This is a genomic window from Allobosea sp. WAO, assembly GCF_001509835.1.
Taxonomy (GTDB): domain Bacteria; phylum Pseudomonadota; class Alphaproteobacteria; order Rhizobiales; family Beijerinckiaceae; genus Allobosea.
Genome location: NZ_JXTJ01000004.1, coordinates 442,269 through 460,004 on the forward strand (window position 1 = coordinate 442,269; position 17,736 = coordinate 460,004).

The 17,736-nt window shown below is 65.5% G+C and carries 10 protein-coding genes; 5 read left to right on the forward strand and 5 right to left on the reverse strand.

Annotated elements, in window-relative coordinates; genetic code table 11:
* Positions 1-53 precede the first annotated feature (53 nt).
* Positions 54-7,313, reverse strand: a complete 7,260-nt coding sequence (locus tag DK26_RS06515) for a peroxidase family protein (RefSeq protein ID WP_066469537.1) — start codon at positions 7,311-7,313, stop codon at positions 54-56.
* Positions 7,314-7,654: 341 nt separating this feature from the next.
* On the opposite strand from DK26_RS06515, the gene DK26_RS06520 reads away from it, so the two are divergent.
* The 3 genes from DK26_RS06520 (at position 7,655) to DK26_RS06530 (ending at position 10,608) form a co-directional block, all read left to right on the forward strand.
* Positions 7,655-9,016 carry an ATP-binding protein gene (locus DK26_RS06520; protein WP_066469538.1) on the forward strand — a complete coding sequence of 454 codons (1,362 nt, stop codon included), beginning with the start codon at positions 7,655-7,657 and terminating at the stop codon, positions 9,014-9,016.
* A complete protein-coding gene (locus DK26_RS06525; RefSeq protein ID WP_066469539.1) occupies positions 9,006-9,662 on the forward strand; it encodes a response regulator transcription factor in 657 nt (218 codons plus the stop codon). Before DK26_RS06520 ends, DK26_RS06525 begins: the two co-directional genes overlap by 11 nt.
* 274 nt (positions 9,663-9,936) lie before the next feature.
* Positions 9,937-10,608: a response regulator transcription factor gene (locus DK26_RS06530; protein ID WP_157089536.1), complete on the forward strand. Its 672-nt coding sequence runs from the start codon at positions 9,937-9,939 to the stop codon at positions 10,606-10,608.
* Positions 10,609-10,647: 39 nt separating this feature from the next.
* Here DK26_RS06530 and DK26_RS06535 read toward each other — a convergent pair whose 3' ends face one another.
* The 4 genes from DK26_RS06535 to DK26_RS06550 are packed head-to-tail and all read right to left on the reverse strand — an operon-like array spanning position 10,648 to position 14,755.
* Complete coding sequence (locus tag DK26_RS06535; RefSeq protein WP_157089537.1) at positions 10,648-11,814, reverse strand: acyl-CoA dehydrogenase family protein; 1,167 nt, start codon at positions 11,812-11,814, stop codon at positions 10,648-10,650.
* A 16-nt stretch (positions 11,815-11,830) separates the two neighbouring features.
* Positions 11,831-12,763 (reverse strand): 3-keto-5-aminohexanoate cleavage protein, encoded by a 933-nt coding sequence (locus tag DK26_RS06540; protein WP_066469545.1) that lies wholly within the window; start codon positions 12,761-12,763, stop codon positions 11,831-11,833.
* Between the two features lie 3 nt (positions 12,764-12,766).
* The gene (locus DK26_RS06545; protein WP_066469547.1) at positions 12,767-13,696 is read right to left on the reverse strand and encodes an alpha/beta hydrolase; all 930 of its coding nucleotides are present in this window, start codon (positions 13,694-13,696) and stop codon (positions 12,767-12,769) included.
* Between the two features lie 9 nt (positions 13,697-13,705).
* On the reverse strand, positions 13,706-14,755 hold the full coding sequence (locus tag DK26_RS06550) for an alcohol dehydrogenase (protein WP_066470190.1): 1,050 nt from the start codon (positions 14,753-14,755) through the stop codon (positions 13,706-13,708).
* Between the two features lie 152 nt (positions 14,756-14,907).
* On the opposite strand from DK26_RS06550, the gene DK26_RS06555 reads away from it, so the two are divergent.
* Both DK26_RS06555 and DK26_RS06560 read left to right on the forward strand, forming a co-directional pair.
* A complete protein-coding gene (locus DK26_RS06555; RefSeq protein WP_066469549.1) occupies positions 14,908-16,380 on the forward strand; it encodes an NAD-dependent succinate-semialdehyde dehydrogenase in 1,473 nt (490 codons plus the stop codon).
* Positions 16,381-16,447: 67 nt separating this feature from the next.
* Positions 16,448-17,695, forward strand: a complete 1,248-nt coding sequence (locus DK26_RS06560; protein WP_066469550.1) for an ABC transporter substrate-binding protein — start codon at positions 16,448-16,450, stop codon at positions 17,693-17,695.
* The last annotated feature ends 41 nt before the right edge of the window (positions 17,696-17,736 follow it).

Below are 17,736 nucleotides of genomic sequence, written 5' to 3' on the forward strand. Positions count from 1 at the left end.
AACGCGGTGGAGGCAGGCGGGGCTTGTCCCCGCCTGCCCTGGCTGCCTGGCGCTCAGAGCGAGAAGTTTCCGGCGTTCAGGTTGTGGCTGCCCTTCAACTCGATGCGGAACTCTTCGTCGCTGTTCGCATCGACGCTGCCGCTGACGATCGTGTAATCGCCGTCCTGCCGGGTCTCGTAGGTCACTGCCAGTTGAGCCGCGCCGGTGAGCGGACCGTTCACCAGCGTGAAGCTCTGGTTGCCGGCCTGTCCCGTATTGGCGTCGATGCCGCTGAGATCGAGTCGGTCCCCCGGTTCGAAATCGAGGATCGTGTCGCCGTCGGCCGCCGCGGTGCTGAGGAAGCGGAAGGTATCGTTGCCCGCGCCTCCCTCGATCACGTTGACGGCGTTGCTCGCCGTGATCGTGTCGTTGCCCGCGCCGGTCGCGACATTCTCGATATTCCAGAGCGTGTCGCTGCCGCTCTGTGTGCTGAACGCGCTGCCGCGCCCGAGCAGGCCGTTGCCGAGATCCACGGTCAGGTTCGCGGTGATCGCCGACAGGTCGAGCGTGTCGTTGCCCGCGCCGCCGCCGATATCATCACCGAAATAGGTGTCGTTGCCGTCACCCTGCTCGCCGACGATCACGTCGTCGCCGCTGCCCGCCACCACCGTGTCGTCGCCGGCGCCGGCCACGATCCAGTCATTGCCCGCCTCGCCGAAGAGCCGGTCGTTGCCGGCCTCGCCGTGGATCAGGTCGTCGCCGGCACCGCCGAAGACCTGGTCGTCGCCCGATCCGGCGAAGACCACGTCCTTCCCCGCTCCGGCATCGACGAAGTCGGCGCCCTCGGCTGCGGAGACCGCATCGTCGCCCGCCTCGCCGATCAGCACATCGTCCCCGGCGAAGCCGACGATGTTGTCGTCGCCGGCCGTGCCGGTCAGAACGTCAGCCTGCGGGGTGCCGGTCCGCGGACCAGTGGCCTGCGGCTGGGTGTCGTCATCATCGTCGCAGCCGCAATCATCATCGTCGTCGTCGCCACCCTGATGATCATCGTCATCTTCGTGATGGCCAGAGCCGAACTGCGGCATGCCGTCATCGCCCGCCGTGAAGCAGATGCTGTGCGCCGGGCTCGTCATCGTGGTCACGCCGTTCTCGTCGGTCGTGATCTCGTAATCCTCCGGCGTCGCCCCGGCGGGCAGCTCGATCACATCCTGCGGTCTTAGCGAGCCGACGATCGTGTCGTTGCCGCCGTTCGAGCGGAACACGATGCGATGGGCGGAATCGAGGCCCGAGATATCGACTGTGTCGTCGCCGGCACCGCCGTCGATGGTGATCGTGCTGAAGTTCAGGCTGGTGCCGTTGAAGTTGCCGACCACCTGGATCGTGTCGCCGCCGTTCGTGCCGCCGCCCGCACCGCCCGGGCTGGTCACCTGCAGGGTGTTGATCCGGATTTCCTCGATATTGTCGAGTTCGGCGATCACCGCGCCATTGCGGGCGATGACGATCTCGGTGCTGGCCGCCAACGACAGCCCGGCGATGGCCGAGACGGCGGCGGCACGGGAATAGACCACGAAAGTCTCGGCGCCGTTCGAACCATTGAGCTGGTAGGTATCGGTGCCGTCGCCGCCATCCACCAGGTCACGGCCGCCCGCGTTGCTGACCTGCACGATCGTATCGTTGCCTGCGAAGCCGAATATGGCCTGCGAGCCGTTGCCACCGTTGAGATTGTTGTTTCCGGTCGTGCCCGCAACCACCGTATAGGTCGCCCCGGCAAAGCTGAGCTGCTCGATGCTGTTCAGCGTATCGGTGCCGTCGTTTCCGACGGTGTCGGTAACCACGATGTTCGTGCCATTGACGCCGAGGCTGTAGTTGGAGATCGGCCCGGAGAAGGCGGCGGTATCGGTGCCCGTCCCGCCGAGAAGCGCATCGTTTCCGGCGCCGCCGACGAGAATGTCGTTGCCGCCGCCGCCGTTGAGCTCGTCATTACCGGCGAGTCCGAGGACGATCTGGTTGCCGTTCGCTCCGTTGTTGCCGTTCAGATTGTCGTTGTTGCCGTCGGTGCCGAGCACGACGCCGAACGTGCCGTCATCGAATTCGAGCGCCTCGATGCTGGTGAGCGTATCGGTGCCGTCCGGGCCCGACACGACCAGTTGCCCCGCCGTGTTGACCGAAACGAGATAGTCCGAAGCGTCGCCGTTGAAGATCGCAGTGTCGTTGCCGGCGCCCCCGTCAAGGATGTCATCGCCGCCGCCTCCCGCCAGCTCATTGCTGCCCGAGTTTCCGGTAATCACGTTGGCGAGCGCATTGCCGGTCCCGCCGATATTGCCCGTACCGGTCAGGACGAGATTCTCGACGTTGGCCTCCAGCGTGTACGTCACGGAGGAATTGGCTGTGTCGGTGCCGCCTCCCGCCGCCTCGATGATCCGATCGCGCGAGTTTCCAGTGGCGTCGTCGATGAAATAGGTGTCGTCACCGAGGCCGCCGGTCATCGTGTCAGCGCCAGCACCGCCGTTCAGGACGTCGTTGCCTGCGCCGCCGTTGAGCGTGTCGTCACCGCCGCCGCCATTGAGGACATCGTCGCCGTCCGCCCCGGTCAGCGTATCGTCGCCATCGCGGCCGTTGAGAAGGTTTGGCCCTGCCGTTCCGGCCAGCGTGTTGCCGCCGGTGTTCCCGACCCTGGCCGTCATGACCGAGGTCACGGCTTCGACGTTTCCGGCGAGGTCAGTGAAGCTCGCGGTGACGCGCAGAAGCTGGCCGACGAGGTTCGTGGGAACGCTGAAGCTTTGGCCGTTGGCGCCGGCGATGACCGTCCAGGTCGTGCCGTTATTGGCCGAGGCCTCCCAGACATAGGCGAAGCCATTGGCTGGCGGTACACCGTTGACGTCGGCGATGCCCGAGATGTCTGCCGTCAGGATCTGCTCGGTGCCGGTGATGGTCGGCGCGCCGGTCGCCGGCGTATTGATCAGCTGTTCGATCGGATACTCGATCGTGCCGCCATTACCGTCGCCGAAGCGCAGGCGTTCGATGTTGAACAGCCGGTCGATACCGTCGGAGATTCGATTGCGGCCCGTGACGGGATCGATCACATCCGACTGCTCGACGTGCTCGACAGTGATGCTGCCGTCGGCGTTCTCCGTGAAAGTGTAGTTCTCCCTGACGTCCCAGTAGACTGCGACGTCGACATCGCCAGCCTCGTCGCCATCCAGGATTTCGCGCACGATGTTGAGCTGGGTCGGGACGATCGCGCGCGAGAGCATTAGCTCGGGCAAGGTCCGGCCATTCCAGGCGGAGACCAGCGCGCCGGTGATGACCTGGTCGAGGGTGTCGACCGTGGCGAGCTGGTTGCCCTCGTCATCGCGGATGCTGATGCGGACGTTCAGCCATTGATCGCCATCGATGATGTCGTTGCCGGCCTTGCCCTCGATCACGTCGCTACCGCCGCCACCGAGGATAATGTCCGAGGCATCGGCCGTATCCATGACGATGGTCTCGGTCTTGCCGGCGACGGTGACTGTCCTGCGTTCGAGGTGGGCGACCAGCGCGTCGAGCCCGTCGATCAGGTGCAAGTTCTTTTCGAGGAGCGCGTTCGAGTAGGAATCCAGCGGCGCGTCCGGATCGACTTCCGTGGCGTTGCCGTCGGCGTCGTAGGCGCCCATGACGACCTCGCGGCCGACCAGCTTGTCGTCGTACTTCCAGCCCGAGAGGCCTTCGACGAGGTCGAAGCGGTCGCGCAGGATGTTGTTCTGCTGGTTCTGGAAGATCGACACCGTCATGTCGGAGTCGGCAGCCTGTTCATGGCCCTTGTGGATCGCCCAGTCGAAGCCGGCCATGCCGTTGTTGCGCTCGATACCCTCGCCCTGGAACATGATGTCGTCGCCAGACTCGGCATCGTAGTCATTGTCGTTGCCACGGCCGTTCAGCACGTCGTGGCCGATGATCGAGGAGTTGAAGAAGAGCTCGGAGTTCTCGCCGGCGAGCGTATCGAAGCTGTCGCCGCCCTCGATCCAGTCGTCGCCCTCGTTGCCGGCGAGGAAGCTGATGCCCGTGCCGCCGCGGATGAAGTCGTTGCCTTCGCCGCCCGAGACCGTCTTGGCCTCGGTCCCGCCATAGATGAAATCGTTGCCGCGGCCGCCGAAGATCAGGTCGAGGCCGTTGCCGGGGGTGATGACGTCGTGCCCGTCATCGCCGTGGATGACGTCGGCCGCGCCGATATCGGTGCCGCTGTCGGTGATGATGTCGTTTCCGGCACCCCCGTGAAGGTGGTCGACGCCATAGCCACCCTCGAGGCGGTCGTCGCCGTCGCCGCCCCAGAGCGTGTCATCGCCTTCGCCGCCGATCAGCGTGTCGTTCTGGGCGGTGCCACCGAGCACGACGTGCTCAAGGCCGGTGTAGCGCAGGTAGTTGGTGTCGACCTCGCTGGTCGCCGGATTGTCGCGCACGACGAGCGGGCTCATCGCCTGCAACACCGGGTTGCTATGGAGCGGGTCCGCCTTGCCGTCGGCACCGAGGCCAGTGATCTGCCTGGCCTGGTCGACCTCCAGGATATAGGCGGCGGTCTGGAATGCGGCGCCGTTGATATGCGGCGCATTCTCGTCGCCGGCCGTGGTGTTGCGCATGATCAGCTGCGCGAAGGAGTCGCCCTCGAGCTCGTTCAGCAGGTTCAGGCCCTGCGTGCGGCTGAGATAGTAGAAGCGGTCGCCAGCCTGGAGCTGCTCCATCTGGTATTCGAAGACATAGGTGAAGCTGGAGCCCAGCATCGCGCCGAAGGTCATCTTCTTCTCGGCGAGGCCGCCGATCCAGAAATCGACCTTGTCGAGGCCGGTGATGGTCACGCCATCCGCATCATTGGCCCAGGCGCCACTGCCGTTGAGGAAGGCGAGCCGGTCGGCCGGCGCCCCCGTTCCGCCCATCACCAGGAGGGTCGCGGCGTCGCGCTTGTCCTCGAGCGTCGTCGCCGAAGTGATCGTCGCATGCGTGCCATAGGCCGCGACGAAGTTGATCAGCGATGCCGGATTCTTCATCGACAGGGCGAAGTCGAACCAGCTCTCATACGGCTTCACGCGACTATCCTGGCTGTCCTCGTAGAACTGCCGGCGCGCCTCGTTCAGCGATGGCACGCCCGTCTCCCGGGCGCGGGCGATGTTGATGGTGCCGAGGTCGAGCGGCAGGCCGACGAGGTTGTTGCGCAGCGCGTCGGTGATGTGCTCGTCGATCTCGTTTCCGGTCTGGCGCATCATGCCGCGCAGGATCGCGGCGGAAGCGTCCTCCGCGCTGGTCCCCGCCGCGTTGAACGCGATCGGATTGAGGAAGGCCTCGATCAGCCCGATCTCCGACGCGACGGGTACGCCGCCGGGGCCCGCCTTGAGGATGTCGACCGTGTCGGTCAGCATCGAATGGCCGAAGCGGTAGACCACATGAGCGAACTCGGCGACGATGGCGCCGTCGACCGTGGTCGTGTTCGAGAACAGGAACGGGTCGACATCGGGCGCGACCGCCCGCGCGAACTCCTCGAAGACGAGATGCTGGTAGACCATCTCGGTCGAGAAGCGGGCGGCCTGGAACAGACGCTCACCATCCCATGCGAAGCCAGCGTAGAAGGCGTCGATCGCCTGCTCGTTCGGCGTCGGCGCATTCTCCAGCGCCAGCAGCTGGGCCCTGGCCGCGCTGAACTGCTCCTGAGTCAGGTCGGTCACCAGCCACTCGTTGAGGAACGCGACGCTGGCGTTCTCCGCGGTGAACAGCTCGTGCTTGATCTGCTCCACGCGCAGATTGTGCTCCGCATGGAAGATCTGATGCACCGAGGTCAGGCCGATATTCTCGTTGCCGCGCCCGTCGCCGACGATGAAATGCGCATCGAGCAGCTCGTTGTCGTAGGTCGTGGCGATGCCGAACATGTTCGGAATGATGGCGTTTCCGGCGACGTCGTCGTCATCGGGCAGCACCTCGACAGCCGGCGTATCCGCGTTGCGATCATGATCGACCGGACCGGACGGAGCCGCGCTGTGGGCGATGTCGTTGAGGAAGGCCCGCCCAGCCGGAAGCGCCTGAGAAGCCAAAGCCAGAGCGTCGGGATCACCCTCGACGAAGCCGGATGCCGTCACGAGCTGCGGAAAGCCGTTCGCGCCGCCGACAAACTGGCCATAGAGGTCGGTCAGGACCGCGGGAACCCGCAGCACGTCCATGTCGGTCAGCTGGATGCCCAGCATCTCGGCCGCCTGGGTCTTGACGTCGGCCCAGGTCGCAGGGCCACCGCTGGCGCCTTCGAGCATGCGGCCGGTCGCGACCGGCTTGCCATCGACCAGCGCGTATTCACGCAGAAAGACCTGATGCGACGGGTTCGAGGTGTAGACCTGGTTCAGGTCGATCCAGGGCGTCGTCTCATTGTTGTGGTCGCGCGTATCGTCCGCGGTCCCGAGCTCGCCATCGGCGCCGGCGCCGATGACCGGCGTCGCGCGGGTCAGCACCATGAAGTTCGTGGCGCTGCCAGGCACATAGAGCGGGTCGTCGGGCTGGAGCGGGATGTAGACCGTACCCGCGCCGCCCTTGCTGACGAGGTCGAGGCCATGGTCGAAGAACTGGCCGAACAGCGTGAAGAAGCCATTGAACGGAGCCGTGTCGCCGAGGTCGGGCGCGACGTTCGGAATCAGGACCGAGTCGCCCTCCATGGTCACCCCGAGGGTATCCTCGAGAGCTGCGTAGGCAGCGTTCTTGGCCAAAGTCGCTGTGTTGAGCACGTTTACGGTGACGTCGATTACCGCCTGCATCGCGGCGACCGCAGACGGGGCCGGCGGCGGGCCGTAATAGAGGTTTGCCAGCGCCTGCTTCGCCGTCGCGACACCCTTCTCGGCCTGCACATAGGTCTCGTAGGCCGAGACCGCCCCGTCATAGACCGCCTTGTTCGCGGCAATCGCGAGGAAGGCGTAAGGATCCTCATGGCCGAGATTCATCAGCGCGGAGATGATCGTCGCCGGGTTGGCAAGGGTCTGGTCGGAGATCAGGTTCGAGATCAGACGCGGCTGGGAATCGTAGACGTTTCCGGAGGTCTGCTCGTAGCTGGTCTGTGTAGTTCCTGCGGGCGATCCCGGACCATGGAGGCCGGCAGGGGCTGTCTCTGCGTCATGGAAGACCGGATCGAGCAACCGCGGCATGATCTGGTCGGATGAGCCAACCCATTCGCGCCCGGGGGTGAGGTTGTTCCACGAGCCATCGACCGTCCGCAGGCCATAGGGGACGAGCGGGTTGTCGACGAGATCTGTGAGCGAGGCCCCTTCGGTATGAGCTTCGGAGATCTTGATCTGCTTCAGGATGAATTGCAGGTCATGCGTGTTGAGTTTCATCACACCCTCGCTCACGAAGACAAATCGAGTATGGAATAAGCTCACCGACGTCGGGACGACGGCGGCAGATTAATCCTTCGTTAGCGAGATAGTGCGGTAACTAAACAGAGCGAGTGAGAGAAATAGGTCCGATCAATTTCGAGACCAAATCTGGTGGCAAGAAAACGACTTAAGAACACTGAAAAATCTGAACCGTGGTCCAGTGGTGTTTCTGGTCTTTGGACCAGTTTGGCGCGCAGCGCTCCAGGCATCGGCGCGCGACGGAGGATGAGGTGAGACCAGGTCTTCGTGGCGTTCCCGGCCGCGGCCGGGCTGCTCCGGGAGAACGGCCACTCGGCAGCTTGTCCGCCCAGTTCCTGGTCGCAGGCGGTCTGCTGCTCTTGATAGCGATGCTGTTCGCCGGCTACGTGATCAGCACTCTCGTCACGCGCAGCACGATCAATCACAAGGCGGCCGCCACAGCGCTTTTCATGCAGAGCCTGGTTGCCCCCTTTACCGATGAGCTCGCGAGCGCCGGTCACCTGTCCCCGGCATCATCCGCCAGGCTCGATGCACTTCTGTCGAGCGAGCAGTTGAAGGATCGCTTCCCCTATTTCGAGATCTGGAAGCCCGACGGAACCGTCGCCTATTCGAATTCGGCCCAGATCATCGGGCAGCGCTTTCCGCGATCCGCCGGACTTTCGCGCGCGCTGAAAGGCGATGTCGTCGCCGACTATGCGGACCTGCGCGCCGGCGAGCACCGCGTCCGGGACATCGACACGCCCTTTCTCGAAATCTACAGCCCGATACGCTCCGGCGTCGAAGGGCATATTCTGGGTGTCGCTGAAATCCATGAATTCACCCAGCCGCTGCAGCAGGACCTCGCCAATGTGCGCTGGGGCAGCTGGCTGGTCGTGGCGGGAAGCACGTTTGCGATCATGCTCGGCCTTTACGGCATCGTCCGTCGCGGAAGCCGCACCATTGAAGCGCAGCACACCGCCCTGGAAGCCCGTATCGCCGAAGCCGAGCGCCTGGCGACGTTGAACCAGAGCCTGCGAGAGCGCCTGCAGCGCGCTTCCGCCCGTGTCGCCGAGCTCAACGAGCAGTTCATCCGCACCGTCGGCGCCGAACTGCACGACGGTCCGGCCCAGCTCGTCGGCTTCTCAAAGCTCAAGCTGGACGAGATCTCGGCCGCTTCCGATTCCGCGACGCGTGGCCGCCTGGTCCAGCACTTGGGCACGGTGCTCTCGGAAGCCCTGCACGAGATCAGGACGATCGCAAAAGGGCTTCTCTTGCCCGATCTAGCAGGCCTACCCTTGCAGGACGTCATCGCGCGAGCAGTGAGCACCCACGAGGCGCGGACCAACACGCAGGTAGCGCTGGTAATCGAAGCGGTCGACATCGAGGTGTCGGATGCAGTGAGAGCTTGCGTGTTCCGCTTCGTTCAGGAAGGCTTGAACAACGCTTTCCGACACGCCGCCGGTGCCCGCCAGTACGTCAGCAGCACGCTTAGCGGAACGATGCTCTCGGTCGCGGTCGCAAATGACGGCGCCGCCGCCGTCCAGCATGATGCCGTGGAGCGGGACCGAGAGCGGCTCGGCTTGCAGGGGCTGCGCCATCGCATCGAGAGTCTCGGCGGAGCCTTCACCGCCGAGCTCCGGCAATCGGGAGAGACGCGGATTTCGATGAACCTTGAACTGGTCGGAGGACTGCTTGAGCACTGACAGACGATCGATCGTCGTCGTCGATGATCACTCGCTCTTCCGAAGCGGCGTGGTTCAGGCCTTTCGCGACGTCGACGATTTCAGCGTCGTCGGCGAAGGGGCGAACGCCGAAGACGCGATCGATCTGGTCGAGCGCCTCGCGCCCGATATCGCACTGGCGGATGTCTCGATGCCCGGGGGCGGCCTCGACGCAGCTCAGACCATCTGTAAGCGCTGGCCAAAAGTGAAGGTCATCATGCTGACGGTTTCCGAAGATCAGGAAACCATCTTGAAAGCGCTCGATGCGGGCTCTGTCGGATATGTTCTCAAGGGTGTGTCCGCGCCTGACTTGGTCAAGATCGTGCGCTCGATCGCAGATGGCGAGCGCTACGTCCCCCCCAGCATGGCGGTCCAGCTTCTGACGGCAATGCGCAACCCTCAGGCGGTCGATCCGGTGCAGGCCAGGCTTGCCCTGTTGTCTCGCGCCGAGGCGCGTGTCCTTCGCCTCCTCGCTCATGGTCTGAGCAACCGGGAAATCGCGCAGGCGACCGGCGTCCAGGTCAAGACAGTAAAGTTCCATGTCTCGAACATCCTCTCTAAAGGGGGGTTCAAGAACCGCACCGAAGCCGCCGTCGTGGCCCAGAAGTACGTTCCGGCAGCCGATTGACCGTCACCGAGCCACGCACCGGAACGTCATCAGGGCTCAGAGATTGCAGGCCGAAGAAACAACTACTCGGCAAATATAAATGCTGAATTCTAAAATCTTGAAATTGATCATTGTCCTCGAATGAACAGGTGCCGAACGGTCATCGCGCCCGATGTTCCTTAGCCAAGGCCAGACGCCCGATTAACATTAAATTTACCACCTTGTTTACATCGCCTCTAAATCACGCAATAGCTCTCCTGGCTCATTTCGAAACAAGAGCAGAGCGGGGACAAGGGTGATCTCGGTCGGCATCGTCGATGAACATCCACTCATGGCGGAGGGGATCAAGTCCGTTCTTCGGCGGAGAACGGGATTTGCCATCACGGTAACGGGATCGAGCGTCGACGAAATCATCGCGTCTCCGTCAAAATGGCAGGTCGATGCAGTGATTATCGGTCTCAATACGCCGGAGGCAGACTTCCAGGCGATGACGAAACTCCGCAAGGAGCGGCCTGAGACGAAGATCATCGCCTTCGTTTCCTTTGCGGACGCGGACCATGCAATGCGCACTCTCGATTCCGGCGCGGATGCCTACTTGCTGAAAAGCGGCCGCGCCGACGAACTCTTCGAGGCGATTGAAGCGGTGCAGCGGGGTGAGATCTACGTAACACCGTCCTTCGCAACGAAGGTAATTGGCGCGCTGCAAAGCAAGGCTCTGGAAAAACGTACGGCGGAAAGCACGAGGCTCAGCATCAGGGAAGAGCAGATCGTACACCTGCTCCTTTGCGGCAAGCGCAACAGAGAAATCGCTCGAACGCTGGCGCTGAGCGAGAAGACGGTCAAGGGTTACATGACCGGTCTCATGAACAAACTCCGCGCGCGCAACAGGCTGGAAGTGGTCATTGCAGCGCAAAGGCTGAACAGCGCGCCGCGCCGGCACGAGCTAAACGACGGTAATAGAGCTTGAAAGGCCTGCGCAGCAAATCACGCGCGTCCGAAGCAGCGATCAGTAGGACTTCACCTGCCCGAGCACCCTCTCGCCGATGAATGACAGGATGAGTTGCTCGCTGACCGGTGCGATCCGCGTGACCAGGACCTCGCGCAGCAGGCGCTCGACCTGGTATTCCTTGGCATAGCCCATGCCGCCATGGGTCAGCACCGCCTGGAGGCAGGCCTCGTAGCCAGCGCGGGCGCCCAGGAATTTGGCCCCGTTCGCCTCTGCGCCGCAGGGCTTGCCGGCGTCGTAGAGCGTCGCCGCCTTCATCGCCATCAGCCAGGCGGCTTCCAGCGCCAGCCAGCGCTCGGCGAGCGGGTGCTGGATGCCCTGGTTCTGGCCGATCGGCCGGCCGAAGACATGGCGCTCGCGCGCATAGCGTGCCGCCCGCTCCAGCGCGTCGCGGCCGATGGCGATCGCCTCGACTGCAACGAGCACCCGCTCCGGATTCAGACTGTCGAGCAGGTAGGAGAAGCCCTTGCCCTCCTCGCCGATGCGGTCCTCGTCGGGAATGAAGACGTCGTCGATGAAGACCATGTTGGAATCGACCGCGGCGCGGCCATGCTTGGCGATGCTCTTCACCTCGAATTTCGAGCGGTCGAGATCGGTATAGAAGATCGTCATCCCGTCCGTCGGGCGCCTGGCGTCCTTGCGCGCCGTGGTCCGGGTCAGGAGCAGGACCTTGCTCGCGACCTGCGCCGTCGAGGTCCAGATCTTGCGGCCGGAAACGCGGTAGCCCCCCTCGACCTTCGTCGCGAAGGTCGTGATGTTGGTGGTGTCGAGCCCGGCATTCGGCTCGGTCACGCCGAAGCAGACCTGATCCTCGCCCGAGACCAGCCGCGGCAACCAACGCGCCTTCTGCTCGGGCGAGCCGTGGACGACGATCGGATGTGGGCCGAACATGTTGATGTGGATCGAGGAAGCCGCCGCCATGCCGCCGCCGTGATTGGCGACCGTGTGCATGACGAGCGCCGCTTCGGTGACGCCGAGCCCGGCCCCGCCGAACTCCTCCGGCATGGTTACGCCGAGCCAGCCATCGGCCGCCATCGCCTGGTGGAACTCGCGCGGGAAGCGCGCCTCGCGCTCGCAGGCGGACCAGTACTCGTCGTCGAAGCGCCTGCACACGGCGGCGACGCCGTCGCAGAGGGCGCGCTGGTCGTCGTTCAGCTCGATCATCACGGATTTCTCGCTGGTTCTAGAATGCGGTCTTGTCGGCGCCCTTGAGGCCGAGCATGGCGCGGGCATCGGCCGGGCTTGCGACCTCGAGCGAGAGCTCGCCGAGGATGCGCTTCATCTTCTCGACCTGCTCGGCGTTGGAGCGCGCCATCACGCCCTTGCCGAGATAGAGCGAGTCCTCCAGCCCGACGCGCACGCAGCCACCAAGGATCGCGCCCATCGTCACAAGGCTGGTCTGGTGGCGGCCGGCGCCGAGCACCGAGAGGATGTAGTCGCTGCCGAACAGGCTGTCGGCGACGCGCTTCATGTGCATCAGGTTCTCGGCATCCGGGCCGATGCCGCCGAGTACGCCGAAGATGCACTGCACGAGGAAAGGCGGCCGGACGAGCCTGCGCTCGACGGCCCAGGCCAGATTGTAGAGATGGCCGACATCGTAGCACTCGAACTCGAAGCGCGTCCCATGCTCGCTGAGCTCACGGATGCCGCGTTCGATCTGCGCGAAGGTGTTGGAGAGGATGAAGTCGCGCGTCATCTCCAGATAGCCCTGCTCCCAGGGCTGCTTGTAGGACTTCATCCTCTCGGCTGCCGGGAACAGGCCGAAATTGAGCGAGCCCATGTTCATCGAGGCGAGCTCCGGCTTCAGCGTGTTGGCCGCCAGCAGGCGCTGGTCGAGGCTCATGCCGAGGCCGCCGCCCGTGGTGATGTTCACCACCGCGTCGCAGCCCTGCCTGATGCGCGGCAGGAAGCACATATAGTCCTCGGGCGCCGAAGAGGGCGAGCCGTCGGTCTCGTTGCGGGCGTGCAGGTGCAGGATCGCCGCCCCTGCCCTCGCCGCGCCCAGCGCCTGCTCGGCGATCTGGTCGGCATTGACTGGCAAGGCATCGGACATTGACGGGGTGTGGATCGAGCCCGTCACGGCGCAGCTGATGATGACCTTGTCGAGACGCTTCATGTTCTAGGCTCCGGCTTGGCGGCAGGCGGCGACGATCGAGGCCGCCACAGTGCGGATCTCGGCATCGACCGCCTCGACATGGTTGTGCAGCCGGGCGAAGCCGTGCGGCAGGCCCGCCGCGCAACGATGGCTCGCCGGCACGCCGGCCGCCGCGAGCTTTTGCGCATAGGCCTCGCCCTCGTCGCGCAGCACGTCGTATTCGGCGGTAACGATCACCGCCGGCGGCAGGCCCGACAGGTCGGACGCACGCATCGGCGCGATGTCCGGGTCGTCATGGCGCTCGCGCGGCGCGTAATGGTCGAAGAACCAGAGCATGTCCTGACGCGTCAGCGGCAGGCCCTCGCCATGGGCGCGATAGCTCGGCCGCTCGAAATCGCTGTCCGTCACCGGATAGAGCAGGAGCTGGAGCGCAAATTCGGCACGCCCACGCAGCCTGCGGGCCGCGACCGTGCCGAGATTGGCTCCGGCGCTGTCGCCGGCCACGATTAGCGGGACGCGCGCGCCAGCAAGTTCAGCGATCGAGGTCGTGGCGAAGATGAGCGCATCCTCGCAATCATCGAGCCCCGCCGGGAAGGGGTACTCCGGTGCAAGCCGATAATCCGGCAGCAGAACGGCGCAGCCGCTCAACGCGACGAGCCGGCGCGCCAGGACCTCATAGTCGTCGAGCTCGCCCAGCACCCAGCCGCCGCCGTGGAAATAGACGACGAGCCCGGCGGGCGCGGCCTTCGGCAAGAGCAGCCGCGCTGGGACCGCGCCGGTGCGAGTCGGAAGCGCAAGGTCGCGGACGCTGCCGATCTCCGCACCCGGCCCGAGCGCCGCCCTCCCCGACGCGACGAGCGCCCGGCCCTGCTGCGGTGTGCCGGCCGACAGCGCCGGTCGCCCCGCAGCGGCGAAGCTTGCCATCATTGTCTCGAAGAACGGATGCAGCGCCATCGCCCGGCCTCAGGGCGTCAGCACGACGCGGCCGACGACCTTGCCGAGGCGCAGGTCATCGAGGGCGGCGGCGGCTTCCGCAAGCGGCCGTCTTTCGACCGGCGTCGAAGGCAGGCCACGCTCGCGCACCAGCGCCACCAGCTCGCGCAACTCGTCGGGACTGCCGATATAGCTGCCCTGGATCGTCAGCGCCTTCATCGGCACCAGCGGCACGGCGAGGTTCATCGCCCCGCCGAACAGGCCGACGATGACGAGCCTGCCGCCCTTGTCGAGCGTCTCGACGGCCAGCGTCGCGGTCTCGCCGCTGCCGACGAGGTCGAGCACGCCGAGCACGCTGCCGCCGAGCGCGGCGCGCAACTGGGCGGTGGCGTCCGGCACCCTAGGATCGATCGTTGCCAGCGCGCCCGCGGCCATCGCCGCCTCGCGCTTGCGCGGATCGAGCTCGACCACCACCGCGCCCTTGCCGCCGAGATGCTTGAGCAGGCCGATCGCGATCAGGCCGAGCCCGCCGGCACCGATGACGGCGAGCGGCTGGCGTTCGAGCAGCGGCCCGAACTTCTTCAGCGCGCTGTAGGTGGTCAGGCCCGAGCAGACCAGCGGAGCCGCGGCGACGGGATCGAGATTGCCGATCTCGACGAGGTAGCGCGGGTGCGGCACGAGGATGTACTCGGCATAGCCGCCATCGCGGTTCACGCCCATGAAGCGCGGCGCGGTGCAGAGATGCTCGTCCCCGGCCGAGCAGGCGACGCATTCGAGGCAGCCGATCCAAGAGCAGACCAGGCAGTTCGCGCCCATCGCGACGCCTTGCGCCTGCGGACCGAGCGCCACCACCTCGCCCGCCGATTCATGGCCGAGCGTCAGCGGCAGCTTCAGCCGATCGGCGAAGGAGAGCCGGCGCTCGCCGCCGAGATCGTAATGCCCTTCCCAGAGATGCACGTCGCTATGGCAGACGCCGGCGCCGCGCACCTTGACCAGCACCTCCGTCCCGGTCGGCTCCGGGCGCAGCTGCTCGCTTTCGGCAAGCCCCTGCCCGAAACCGGTCAACTGGTAGCAGCGCATCATCGCACGCATCGGCCTGTCTCCTCCCGGCGGCGCTTCTTCGGCATCGCGCCTAGCTCGATAGGCATATGGCTACTCCCCAAATATTTAATCGTCAAATGGTTTGACCATTTAACATCGCCTTGCTATCAGAACCGAAACGGGAGGATGGGATGGATGCGCTCGCGACGCCGATCGCTGGGACTGCGGCCGGCGGCTATCCCGCGGACGGGCTGCAGCTGCTGATCGGCGGAAAATGGCAGGCGGGACGCGGCTCTCCGCTTCGCATCAGCAACCCGGCGACAGGCCAGACCCTGGCCGAGCCGACCGGCGCCTCGCAGGAGGATCTCGACGCCGCGCTGACTTCCGCCGAAACCGGCTTCGCACTCTGGCGCCGGACGCCGGCGACCGCCCGCGCCGCGATCCTTTCCCGGGCAGCGCAGCTGCTGCGCGAGCGAACGAAGCCGCTCGCCCGGCTGCTCACCCTCGAACAGGGCAAGCCGCTGGCGCAGGCGGAACTTGAAATCACGCTCTGCGCCGAGACCTTCGACTGGTACGCGGCTGAGGCCGGGCGTGCCTATGGCCGGATCATTCCGGCGCGCAGCCCTGGCGCGCGGCAGATGGTGCTGCCGGAGCCGATCGGCCCGGTCGCCGCCTTCACGCCGTGGAACTTCCCGGCCCTGCTCGCCGCCCGCAAGGTCGCGCCGGCGCTGGCGGCGGGTTGCAGCTGCATCCTGAAGCCGGCGGAAGAGACGCCCGCCGCGGCGCTCGGGCTCGGCCGCGCCCTCGCGGATGCCGGCCTGCCGGACGGCGTACTCAACATCGTCTTCGGCGATCCCGCTATGATCTCGCGTCATCTCATCGCCTCGCCGGTGATCCGCAAGATCACCTTCACCGGCTCGGTCCCGGTCGGCAGGAGCCTCGCCGTCCTGGCGGCGCAGCAGGTCAAGCCCTGCACGCTGGAGCTGGGCGGCCATGCGCCGGTGATCGTGCTCGACGACGCCGATATCGACGCGGCCGCCGCCCTGTCGGCCATCGGCAAGACGCGCAATGCCGGCCAGGTCTGCACCTCGCCGACGCGCTTCTACGTCCAGCGGCCGGCCTATGAACGGTTCGTCGAGCGCTTCGGCGCGGCGCTCGGGCAAATCGCACTCGGCGACGGCCTAGACCCGAGATCCGAGATGGGTCCGCTGGCGAATGCCCGCCGGATCGAGGCGATGGAGCGGCTCGTCACCGATGCCACCCGGCATCAGGCGGAGATCGTGACCGGGGGAGCCAGAGAAGGCGACCGCGGCTTTTTCTGGTGCCCGACCCTGCTCGCCAACGTGCCCGACGACGCAGCGGCGATGACCGAGGAACCGTTCGGCCCGCTCGCTCTGGTGAGCCCGTTCGACGAGCTCGACGAAGCCATCGCCCGCGCCAATCGCAGCGCTGTCGGCCTCGCCGGCTACGCCTTCACCCGCTCGGCCGCCGCCGCGGTCCGGCTCGGCGAGGAGTTGGAAGTCGGCGTGCTCGGCCTCAACTCCTTCGCGGTCTCGCACACCGAAGCGCCGTTCAGCGGCGTGAAGGACAGCGGCTACGGCTACGAGGGCGGCAGCGAAGGCCTCGCCGGCTTCCTGCACCAAAAATACGTCCACCACAGCTGACGGAAGAAACGCGCCGGACAGGCCTCGACGCCCGTATCGGCAGATAGACGCTCAGGGAGGAGCAGCCATGTCATCGAACGCCTTCGTCCAGTCGCCGACCTCGCGCAGCCGGCGCTGCCTGCTCGGCAGTCTCGCCGCCCTGCCGCTCGCGCTTTGCCTGGTGCCCGGCGCACTCCACGCCCAGCAGCCGGCCCCTTTCAAGATCGGCGCGCTCAGCGACATGTCGGGCATCGTCGTCGACCTGTCGGGACCGGGGACGGTCACCGCGATGAAGCTCGCAGTCGAGGATTTCGGCGGCTCCGTCCTCGGCCGGCCGATCCAGATTCTCGAGGCCGACCACCTCAACAAGCCCGATGTCGGCATCACCGCGGCCCGCAAATGGTACGATGAGGGAGTCAGCGCGATCTTCGACATCGGCATCACCTCGGTCGCGCTCGGCGTGCAGGAACTCGCCAAGGACAAGAACAAGCTCGTCGTCTATCTGAGTTCGGCTTCCAGCGACCTCACCGGCAAGAACTGCAGCCCAAACGGAATCCACTGGACCTACAACAACTACAGCCAGGCGCTGGGCGTCACGAAATTCTACACGGATGCCGGCGAGAAGAACTGGTACTTCATGACCGTCGACTACGCCTATGGCGTCAACGTCCAGCGTGACACGACCGCGATGATCGAGGCGGGCGGCGGCAAGATCACCGGCGCCGCCCGCCATCCTTTCGATACCAAGGACTTTTCCTCCGACCTGCTTAAGGCACAGGGTTCCAACGCCAACGTGATCGCGCTCGCGACCACGACCGCGCATGTCGCCAACATCGTCAAGCAGGCCGACGAGTTCGGCATCCGTCCCAAGCAGAAGCTCGCCGCGCTCAGCCTGACCTTGCACGACGTCAAGGGCATGGGCCTGCCGACCGCGCAGGGGCTGATCGTGACCGCCCCCTTCTATTGGGACCAGAACGACGAGAGCCGCGCCTTCGCCAAGCGCTATTTCGAGCGCTTCAAGAAGATGCCGAACATGGTCCAGGCCAGCGCCTATGGCGCCGTCATGCACTATCTCAACGCGGTCAAGGCGGTCGGTGAGGACGATGCCGCCAAGGTTGCGGCGAAGATGAAGGAGACGCCGATCAACGACTTCATGACCAAGAATGGCCGCATCCGCGCCGATGGCCGCGTTATCCGCGACATGTACATCTATCGCGTGAAGGCGCCGTCCGCCTCGAAGGGCGAGTGGGACCTCTACGAGACGCTCGCGACCATCCCCGGCGAGGAAGCCTTCCAGAAGGCCGACCCGGCTCTCTGCCCGCTGGTCAAGGGCTGATCGCTTCCGCCGCTCCCTGTCCCATGCCAGGGTGCCGCGTC